The sequence below is a fragment of the Paraburkholderia solisilvae genome (assembly GCF_902859875.1).
GTDB classification, from domain to species: domain Bacteria; phylum Pseudomonadota; class Gammaproteobacteria; order Burkholderiales; family Burkholderiaceae; genus Paraburkholderia; species Paraburkholderia solisilvae.
Window position 1 is genome coordinate 19,355 of sequence record NZ_CADIKF010000076.1, and the last position, 9,901, is coordinate 29,255.

Sequence of the window (9,901 nt, forward strand, 5' to 3'; positions counted from 1 at the left end):
GTGTCATGACGACTTGCGCACGCGCAGATACCAGTCACACAAGAGCCGTACCTGCTTGGGCGTATAGCCTTTCGTGACCATCCGGTTGACGAAGTCCTCGTGCTTGCGCTGCTCCTCCGCCGACCCTTTCGCATTGAACGAAATAACCGGCAAAAGTTCTTCCGTGTTCGAGAACATCTTCTTTTCGATTACGACGCGCAGCTTCTCGTAGCTGATCCACGCAGGGTTCTTGCCGCCGTTCGCCGCACGCGCGCGCAATACAAAATTGACGATTTCGTTGCGGAAGTCTTTGGGATTGCTGATGCCCGCGGGCTTCTCGATCTTCTCCAGCTCCGCGTTCAACGCGGCACGGTCGAAGCTCTCGCCGGTGTCGTGATCGCGGAATTCCTGGTCCTGGATCCAGAAGTCCGCATACGTGACATAGCGGTCAAAGATGTTTTGCCCATACTCGGAATACGACTCCAGGTACGCGGTCTGAATCTCCTTGCCGATAAACTCCGCATAGCGCGACGCCAGCACGTCCTTGATAAACGACAGATACTTCTGCTCGGTTTCCGGCGGGAACTGCTCGCGCTCGATCTGCTGTTCGAGCACGTACATCAGATGCACCGGATTGGCCGCGACTTCCGTCGTATCGAAGTTGAACACGCGTGACAAAATCTTGAACGCGAAACGCGTCGACACGCCGGTCATCCCTTCATCAACACCTGCGAAGTCACGATATTCCTGATATGACTTGGCTTTCGGGTCCGTGTCCTTCAGATTTTCACCGTCGTACACCTGCATCTTCGAGAAGAGGCTCGAGTTCTCCGGCTCCTGCAGGCGTGTGAGCACCGACATCTGCGCCATCATCTTCAGCGTGCCGGGCGCGCACACCGCATTGGCGAGCGACGAGTTACGCAGCAACTTCTCATAAATTTTCATTTCTTCCGAGTAGCGCAGGCAGTACGGCACCTTCACGACGAAGATCCGGTCGAGCAGCGCCTCGTTGTTGCGATTGTTACGGAATGCCTTCCACTCGGACTCGTTCGAGTGCGCGAGGATAACGCCGTCGAACGGAATCGCGCCAAAGCCCTCGGTGCCCTTGAAGTTGCCTTCCTGAGTCGCCGTCAGCAGCGGGTGCAGCACCTTGATCGGCGCCTTGAACATTTCGACGAACTCGAGCAGGCCCTGGTTCGCGAGGCACAGACCGCCCGAATAGCTGTATGCGTCCGCATCATCCTGCGCGTATTGCTCGAGCTTGCGAATATCGACCTTGCCGACCAGTGACGAAATGTCCTGGTTGTTTTCGTCGCCCGGTTCGGTCTTGGCGATGCCGATCTGCCGAAGAATGGACGGATAGCGGCGCACCACGCGGAACTTGCGGATGTCGCCGTTGTATTCGTGCAGGCGCTTCACGGCCCACGGACTCAGAATGCTCTTCAGATAACGGCGTGGAATGCCGTATTGCTCTTCGAGAATCGGACCGTCTTCGTCGTAGTCGAACAGACCAAGCGGCGATTCATTGACGGGCGAACCCTTGATCGAATAAAACGGTACACGTTCCATCAGTTGCTTGAGACGCTCCGCAATGGAAGACTTGCCTCCGCCCACCGGCCCCAACAGATAGAGAATCTGCTTCTTTTCTTCGAGCCCCTGAGCAGCGTGCCTGAAGTAGGCCACAACCTGCTCGATCACATCTTCCATTCCGTAGAACTCACGGAACGCGGGGTATACCTTGATGACCTTGTTCGCGAAGATCCGCGACAGCCGCGGGTCGTTACGCGTATCGATCTGTTCAGGCTCTCCGATTGCCGTCAACATGCGCTCGCCAGCAGTGGCGTACGCGGCGGGATTGTCTTTGCAGAGCGCGAGGTACTCTTCGAGTGAAAATTCCTCCTCTCTCGTTTTCTCGAAGCGGGTCGCGAAACTGCTGTAGATATCCATGCTACCTCCTCGCCGAAGTCTGGAACGATGCCGTGCGCGGCGCGCTATCAGGAAACGTCATCGTTCGAATTCATCCTAAACCCTTTTAAATTTTTTTTCACGAACTACGTTAAGAAAACGCGGCACAGCGAATACGGGCAAGCTTCACTTGTAGACGCCGTTTCGGTCACCTACAATCTCCGGCCGCTCGCGACAAGCGAAGCGCGAATCAAATTGCGGCCTGCCAGGGCTGACACGACTGAACCCTGGCCACTACGCTGCCTTCTGCGAACCTGCTGCAAACACCGGAGCGCGGCAAACGTGCCCGCGAGTCCGACTGTGCTGTTGCATGCAACGTACCTCAAACTGCGCTTGCGTGCGCGGTCGCGCGCAGCAAGCACTTCCATCATGTATTCCTGTACGCAAACGCCTGGCAACCGTGACGGCGCCGCTGCCGCATCGTCGTTTCCGGCACCTTCGCAAACTCGCCGGTCATGCACGGTCTGCCGCCACACATTGCGGCGCACCGCAAGCCATCCGTGCGTCCCACAGTGTTGTCTGGCGCGCGCATGGCCGCCCTCCTGAGCTGCACCGTCGCGCACTGTCGCTGACTGTCGTCACGCCGGTTACGCTAGCTACGTTAACGCGCACGCCGCTGCATCCGTCGACGTTGCAACGCGTTGTTACACGTTTGTACCCTCCACCTATTCGTCCCCGCATACCTGATTTCGTTCAACGTTGACTGACAACGTCGCACGAATCGCGTGCCTGACCGCACACACATCGCGCGTTGAACCCCGCATCGGAGGCGTCGTCAAGCATGTTTGCGCGTCGTGCAGGTGCCGGTGCAAGTGCCGTTTGGCCCGCATTGTGGTGCCGCGCGTTGCGGCGCACGACGCGCACCGATACCCGCGTCGCCCGCATGGTCGGCGAGCAAGATTCGCCACGGCGTTCACATGTGCGCGTTCCGCGCACGACTGCCCGGAAGCAATCGATGCGCCGCATGTTTATCCAACATGGCCGGCTTCTGCACACTATGTCGGTTCGTTGGGGGAGCAACTGAATCAGTAGATACACGATCAGTAGATACACGGTATGCGCAGCCGTCGCATCGCGTCGTTCAGCACAAGCCCGCGCGCATCAGCGTCACGCGCATCGCCCGATGCGCGACGCACGGATCGGCCGCGCGATGCGCGTCATTCAGACCAGTTCGACTTCGACTTCGCCGAGCCCGTCGATATGGCCGCGCACGATGCCGGTCTTGCCGATCGCGTGTGCGCCGACGTACGAGCCGGTCGTAATCGTCCAGGCGGGATCGATCGTGATGCCCATCGCCGCGCAATGATTCACGAACCAGACCAGCAGTTCGCGCGGGTCGCCGGCCGGATTGCCGGGCGCATCGGGCACGAGCGACGCATCGTCGAACGTGAGTTCGAGTTCGGGCGACACGAAATCGAAGCTGCGCGCGAGGCTCGCATAGCTGACCGGATGACCGGTCACGAGCGCGCCGTTGTTCTGCGCGTCGGCCAACTGCGCGAGCGGCGCGATATTCGGCCATTCGGCGAACCGGCTATCGACGATTTCGATCGTCGGCAAGACGGTGCCGACCAGCGCCAGCACCTCGTCGCGCGCGTAGGTTTGGGCGCGCGGCGCGACCGGCTGCGCGAAGCGGAACGCGATTTCAAGCTCGATCAGCACACGAAAGAACGACTGGAACTCGACGCGCGCCGGCGATGTGAAGGCAAGCGACGCCGGAATCGGCGCGCCCGACGCATCGCCGCCCGGTGAACGGGCACCGATTTTCCACGCGCCGGTCGCACCGCCGAGACCCGTGATCACCGCCTGCTGGATCGCATAGGCGGTCGCGGCATCGGGCGGCAAACTGTCGGAAGGCAGCGACGCGATCGCGCGGTGCTGGCGGCGCGCCGAGATCAGGCGTTGCGCGAGGTCATGGTGCGTCATGTCGTTCCTTTCTGGCTATCGCGTTAGACGGCGTTAGACGGCGTTGGACGGATACGAAAACAACGTGCGCGGACGGCATGCCCCAGCCTCGCCGCACCGATGCGCACGCCACGGATGAAGGGTCGCGGGCGCGCGGATTTCAGGCCGCGAATGTCAGGCACTTCAACGCGCATTCGCGCGAGGCCGTACGCTTTCGGACGTAATGGATGTAATGGACGTAACAGAGACGACGTACGACAGACGCTCGGCAGCCGTGCACGCCAATGTACCGGAACAAAGTCGCGGCGGGTCAATTCGAATGCAGAGAATGCAAAGAGGATAGCCGGCGGCAGACAAACCGCCGCGACGAGCGCGCGTAAGCGTGCTGGATGACCGGAATCGGCATGCGAACGGCTGAAAACGCTGTGCACGCAAACAGCTGTCGCCGCTTACGGAGCCAAACGTCAGATTGTGCAGCGCAAGCACACGTCACAAGCGCGCGTGCGAAGCTGTCCGGCGTACGACGGCCAGCACGCCGGCCGGCGCGAGCGGCCGCACACCGGCATTCGGAACGATCATGAACGACAACGGCGCCGCTGTGTAAGGTCAGCTGCGCCGCCCCCGGCCAGGCGGAAAGTGGCTGCACAGGAGGCGCGGCCGCGAGCCGGCAAGCCTCCGTGAACCGGTCACTCGGGCCGTGACTCAGAACGTTTCCCAATCCTTCTCCGCGGCTGCGGCATGTGACGGCGTGGCCGGCGAAGACGTGGACTGCGCGCTGCGGCTTTCATTGTGCACTGCGGTCTGCGTGCTCTTCGGCGCCGCCCTGCGCGCGGCTTTCTGCACGCTTTGCGCGGCGCCGGAAAGCGTGCCGTGCCCCGCACCGCGCGCGGCCGGTTTGCGGGCAAGCGCCGCGCTCGCGCCCGACTTGCCGCGCGGCGCGCCGGCGCCGCCCCCTGCGCCGACCTCGCCATCGTCGACATCGAATACCGCGACCGCGGTGCGCAGTTTTTGCGCCTGATCCTCGAGCGATTGCGCGGCAGCGGCCGCTTCTTCGACGAGCGCCGCATTCTGCTGGGTCGCTTCGTCCATTTGCGTGACCGCGCGCGCGACCTGATCGATGCCCCCGCTCTGTTCCGCGGACGCCGCGGCGATCTCGCCCATGATGTCGGTGACGCGCTGCACCGCGCTGATGATCTCGGTCATCGTGCGGCCCGCTTCATCGACGAGCGCCGAGCCCGTTTGCACACGCTCGACCGAGGTGTCGATCAATTCCTTGATTTCCTTGGCCGCCGCCGACGAGCGCTGCGCGAGGCTGCGCACCTCGCCCGCGACCACCGCGAAGCCGCGGCCTTCCTCACCCGCGCGCGCCGCCTCGACCGCCGCGTTCAGCGCGAGAATATTGGTCTGGAACGCGATACCTTCGATGATCGTGATGATGTCCGCGATCTTCGCCGAGCTCTGGTTGATCTCGCCCATCGTGCCGACCACCTGCCCGACCACGCCGCTGCCCTTGTTCGCGATCTCCGACGCGTTCGCCGCGAGCGCGCTCGCCTGGCGCGCATTCTCGGCGTTCTGCTTGACGGTGCCGGTGAGCTCTTCCATGCTCGCCGCCGTTTCCTGCAACGCGGACGCCTGCTCCTCGGTGCGCGACGACAGGTCGATGTTGCCGGCCGCAATCTCGCGCGTGGCGGTCGCGATCGAATCGCTGCCGGTGCGCACCGAGCGCACCGTCGTCACGAGGCTCTTCTGCATCTTCGCGATGCCGTCGATCAGTTGCCCCATTTCGTCGCGCGAATGCGCGACGACCGGCCGGCGCAGATCGCCGGCGGCAATCGCGTCGAAATGCTCGAGCGCATCGGCAAGCGGGCCCGCGATCGCGCGGCGCAGCGTCAGATACGATGCGAGCGCCGCGATCAGGCCGGCTATCAGCGCCGCGATGCTGACCATGCGGAACGTAGCGAAGCTCGACTGCGACGCGTCGTAATCGAGCTTCGCGGCGTCGAACTGGATCTTGCGCAACTCGAGCGCCGAGCTCGCCATGTCGTTGTACGTGGTCTGCAGACGCTTCGCGCCTTCAACGAACTTGCTCTGGTCCCCGGCGCTGACGCTCGCGGCGAAGGCGTCCATCGCCTGGTACAGCGCGTCGCGTTTGGTCGACACTTCCTGCGCCTTGCGGTCCTCTTCGGCGCCGCGCGGCAAATCGAAGTAGTGCTTCCACGCTTCCTGTGCCGTCACGCGCATCGTGCGCGCGCGCTCCAGTGTCGCGGGCACCTCCGCAGTGCCGGTCTGCAGCGCGGCACGGTCGAGCGCGAGACGTTCGCGGCCCGCGTAAATCTCCATCCGGTCGATCGCCACCGCGGACGGCATCGCGTTGCCATAGGTGTTGCGGACCGCGTCGTTCGAGCGGCTCATGCCTACCAGACCAAGCAGGCTGGTGGTCGCCAGCAGGACCGCCAGAAAAGCCATCGCCACGCCAATCCGCGCCTTGATCGTCATGCCCTTGCCCATGTTCTTTGTCTACCCTGTCGAGAGTGGTGACTGTGTGCGGTCCCGGTGCGTGGCGCCCGGTGACCGGTGTCGGTGAATGATGTCGGCGCCTTGATCCACGGCCGGGATGAGACGCTCTTGAGCATGTTTACGACAAGGCGACAGAAAATCTTGAAATTTTTATATTGTATGAAGATAACATTCGTCTGATTTGTAATAAATACAATTCTTGATCACGAGATTGTAGTGTTGGCAATACCTGAAATACGAAATCACGCAACGCCGGGCGAAGCGACGCTGCGTTCAGACATACAGGCATGCAGGAGAAGAGGTGCGCCGCGCCGCGAGACGGCCGGCACGGGCGACGCGTCAGCTTGCGTCGACTTCCGCGCGGGTGGGAATCGACGGCTGCGCGCCCGCGCGCGTCACCGACAGCGCCGCCGCGCGCTGCGCGAAGCGGATCGCGTCGCCGACCGGCGCGCGTTGTGCGAGTTGCGCCGCCAGCCCGCCGATAAACGTATCGCCGGCTGCGGTCGTATCGATCGCGCTCACGCGCGGCGCCGCGAAATGCGCGGGTGCGGCGTCGCCGAGCGCGGCCAGTACGCCCTGCGCGCCGAGCGTGATGATCACGTTGCGCGCGCCCGCATTGCGCAGCGCGGCCGCGGCCGCGGCCGCTTCGTCCGGCGTGCGGACCGGCAGACCGGTGAGCGTCGCCGCTTCGAGTTCGTTCGGAATCAGATAGTCGATGAGCGGCAGCCACTGCGCAGGCAGCGGCCCGGTCGCGGGCGCCGGATTCAGCACGACGGTCTTGCCGAGCCGATGCGCGGCGGCGAGCGCCGCGTGCACGGTATCCGGCGGTGTTTCGAGCTGGCAGACCACCACGTCGGCGGCGGCCAGCACGGCTTCGTGACGCGAGAGGGTCGCCGGCGTCACCTCGCCATTGCTGCCGGCGACGATCACGATCGCATTCTGCGAGCCAGCGTCGACGATGATCAATGCGACGCCGGTCGACGCGCGCTCGCTGGTTTCGAGCGCCGCGCAGTCGATCTGCTCGGCCTCGAGTCCCGCGCGCAACTGCGCGCCATTCGCGTCGGCGCCGACGCAGCCGACCATCGCGACCTGCGCGCCGAGACGCGCGGCGGCCACCGCCTGATTGCCGCCCTTGCCGCCCGGCACCTGGGCGAAGCTCTGCCCGGCGAGCGTCTCGCCGGGCTGCGGCAGGCGCGGCGCACGCGCGACGAGGTCCATGTTCAGGCTGCCGACGACCGCGACACGCGCGCGCGCTGGATTCGATACCACTGCCCTCTCCTGTGTTCGGTTCTACGCCCGTCGATTTGCGGCTGCACGCCGTCGATTTTTATTGTGATGCGCGCGCCGTCGTTTCAAAGTGCGGCGCGCGCCGCGCCTATGCCGCGACGCCGTTGCGGCGCGCGCCGGCAAAAGCCGCGGTCGATTCACGCAACACGAGGCGCGGCGCGATCACGCGGCGCCGGCCGGGTGCGCTCGACGCGTTGCCGGTGATCCGCTCGACCAGCGTTTGCGCGGCCATATCGCCGAGCGCGCGCACCGATTGCCCAACCGTCGACAGCGCCGGGTACGTGAAGCTGCCGAGCTCGATATCGTCGAACCCGATGATCGAGCAATCGCGCGGCACGTCGATACCGCGCTCGGCCGCGGCGCGCAGCGCGCCGATGCCCATCATGTCGTTGCACGCGAAAATCGCGGACGGCTGCAGCGTGTCGAACAGGCGGCTTGCGGCCCAGTGGCCGCCCATGCCCGAGAAATCGCTCTCGACGATCGCGTCCGACGCGATATCGATACCGCGCTCGGCCATCGCGCGGATAAAGCCGTGCACGCGCATCGCACTGACCGCGGTCTCGATCGGCCCGGTAATGCAGCCGATCTTCACGTGACCGAGCTGCAGCAGATGGCGCGTGGCCAGATACGCGCCCTTTTCATGGTCGATCTGCACCAGGTCCGCATTCACCCCTTCGATGTTGCGATCGACGATCACAAGCGGTTCGCGTGAATTGGCAAGCGTCTTGGCCAGCACCGCGTCATCGCCCGCGGATGCGACGATCAGTCCGTCGATACGCTTTTCCTGCAGCACACGCAGATAGCTGCGCTGTTTCGATGGATCATCATCCGAATTGCAGAAAAACACGCAGTAGCCGTTGCGTGCGCAACCGTCCTCGATGCCGCGCGCGAGCTCCGCGAAATACGGGTTCGTGCTGTTCGGCACCACAAGCCCGATGGTCGCGGTCGAGCGCGCCTTGAGCGAGCGCGCGACCGCCGACGGCACGTAGTCCAGCTGACGGATCGCGCGTTCGACCTTCGCGCGCACATCCGCCGAAACGGGCCGCGAGTTGTTCACGACATGCGACACCGTCGTAAACGACACACCGGCCGCTGCCGCTACATCCTTGATCGTCGCCATAACCTGTTGCTCCCCTGCCTGTTTTCACCGCTAATCGATGCGCCCGGTCCCGCATGAACGCCGCGCTGCGACGCGTTGCTCACACCCGTCGCGCGGTTGCCGTTCGACATCGCCTGCCCTCAGGCGCGCTTGCGCCGACTGCGATAAGTGTCGAGTACGACTGCCACGACAATGACCGCGCCCGTAATGATGCGCTTGGTTGGTTCATTTGCGCCAATTTGTGCGAGGCCCGCGGCGAGCACCGAGATGATCAACACGCCAAAAAACGTGCTGATCACCGAGCCGCGCCCGCCCATCAGGCTCGTGCCGCCGATCACGACGGCCGCGATCACCTGCAGTTCGAGACCGACGCCCGCGTTCGGGTCGGCGGCCTCGAGCCGCGAGATCTGAAACAGCGCCGCGAGCCCGGACAGCGCGCCCATCAGCGCAAACACAATGACCTTGTACGGCCGCGGATTCACGCCCGCAAGCCGCACCGCTTCCTCATTCGTACCGATGCCGATGAGATAGCGCCCGAACACGGTGCGCGTCAACACCAGCTGCGCGACGATCATCACCGCGACCGCGATCAGAAACGCCGGCGAAATGCCGAGCGCGATCGGGTTCGACAGAAAATCGAACGCGTCGCCGATATATGCGGTGCGCGAGTTCGTCATCTGATACGCGAGGCCGCGCGCCGCTTCGAGCACACCGAGCGATACGATAAACGATGGAATCCGCCAGCCGACCGTCACCGCGCCGGTCAGCGTGCCGGTCAGCGCCGCGGCGGCGAGGCCGAACACGGCCGCGAGCAACGGCCCGAGTCCCCACTTCAGCGACGCGACGCTCACCACCGATGCGCCGAGCGCCAGCACCGAGCCGACCGACAGGTCGATTCCCGCGATGATCAGCACGAAAGTCATGCCGACCGCCATCACGACGAGATCGGGAATCTGATTCGCGATCGTGATGAAGGTGTCGTAGGTCAGGAAATGCGAGCTTAGCAGCGAGAACAGCACGATCATCGCCGCGAGCGCGCCAGCCAGACCCAGGTAGTTCGAGAAGCCGAGGCGCGTGCCCGCCGGCTTGCCGCTCGCAAGCGGCGCGGACGGGTCGTGCAAGGCTGGCGCGGCAGGCGCGCCGCCGCTGCCG

Annotated in this window: 6 protein-coding genes; all 6 read right to left on the reverse strand. The window is 64.1% G+C overall.

Going from position 1 to position 9,901, the window contains the following annotated elements:
• Positions 1-3: 3 nt before the first annotated feature.
• Positions 4-1,926 (reverse strand): PrkA family serine protein kinase, encoded by a 1,923-nt coding sequence (locus tag HV675_RS29965; protein WP_175115080.1) that lies wholly within the window; start codon positions 1,924-1,926, stop codon positions 4-6.
• Positions 1,927-3,105: 1,179 nt separating this feature from the next.
• Positions 3,106-3,867: a 2-keto-4-pentenoate hydratase gene (locus HV675_RS29970; RefSeq protein WP_175115081.1), complete on the reverse strand. Its 762-nt coding sequence runs from the start codon at positions 3,865-3,867 to the stop codon at positions 3,106-3,108.
• Between the two features lie 681 nt (positions 3,868-4,548).
• Positions 4,549-6,354, reverse strand: a complete 1,806-nt coding sequence (locus HV675_RS29975; RefSeq protein ID WP_175115082.1) for a methyl-accepting chemotaxis protein — start codon at positions 6,352-6,354, stop codon at positions 4,549-4,551.
• Positions 6,355-6,702: 348 nt separating this feature from the next.
• Positions 6,703-7,632: a ribokinase gene (gene rbsK / locus HV675_RS29980; protein WP_175115083.1), complete on the reverse strand. Its 930-nt coding sequence runs from the start codon at positions 7,630-7,632 to the stop codon at positions 6,703-6,705.
• Positions 7,633-7,738: 106 nt separating this feature from the next.
• A complete protein-coding gene (locus HV675_RS29985; RefSeq protein WP_175115084.1) occupies positions 7,739-8,770 on the reverse strand; it encodes a LacI family DNA-binding transcriptional regulator in 1,032 nt (343 codons plus the stop codon).
• A 119-nt stretch (positions 8,771-8,889) separates the two neighbouring features.
• Positions 8,890-9,901, reverse strand: a 1,012-nt coding sequence (locus HV675_RS29990; RefSeq protein ID WP_175115085.1) for an ABC transporter permease, incomplete at its 5' end; no start/stop codon positions are given.

Coding starts and splice junctions, on each gene's coding strand:
- HV675_RS29975 (WP_175115082.1), bottom strand. CDS start 6,354: ATGGGCAAGGGCATGACGATCAAGGCGCGGATTGGCGTGGCGATGGCT.
- HV675_RS29965 (WP_175115080.1), bottom strand. CDS start 1,926: ATGGATATCTACAGCAGTTTCGCGACCCGCTTCGAGAAAACGAGAGAG.
- HV675_RS29970 (WP_175115081.1), bottom strand. CDS start 3,867: ATGACGCACCATGACCTCGCGCAACGCCTGATCTCGGCGCGCCGCCAG.
- HV675_RS29985 (WP_175115084.1), bottom strand. CDS start 8,770: ATGGCGACGATCAAGGATGTAGCGGCAGCGGCCGGTGTGTCGTTTACG.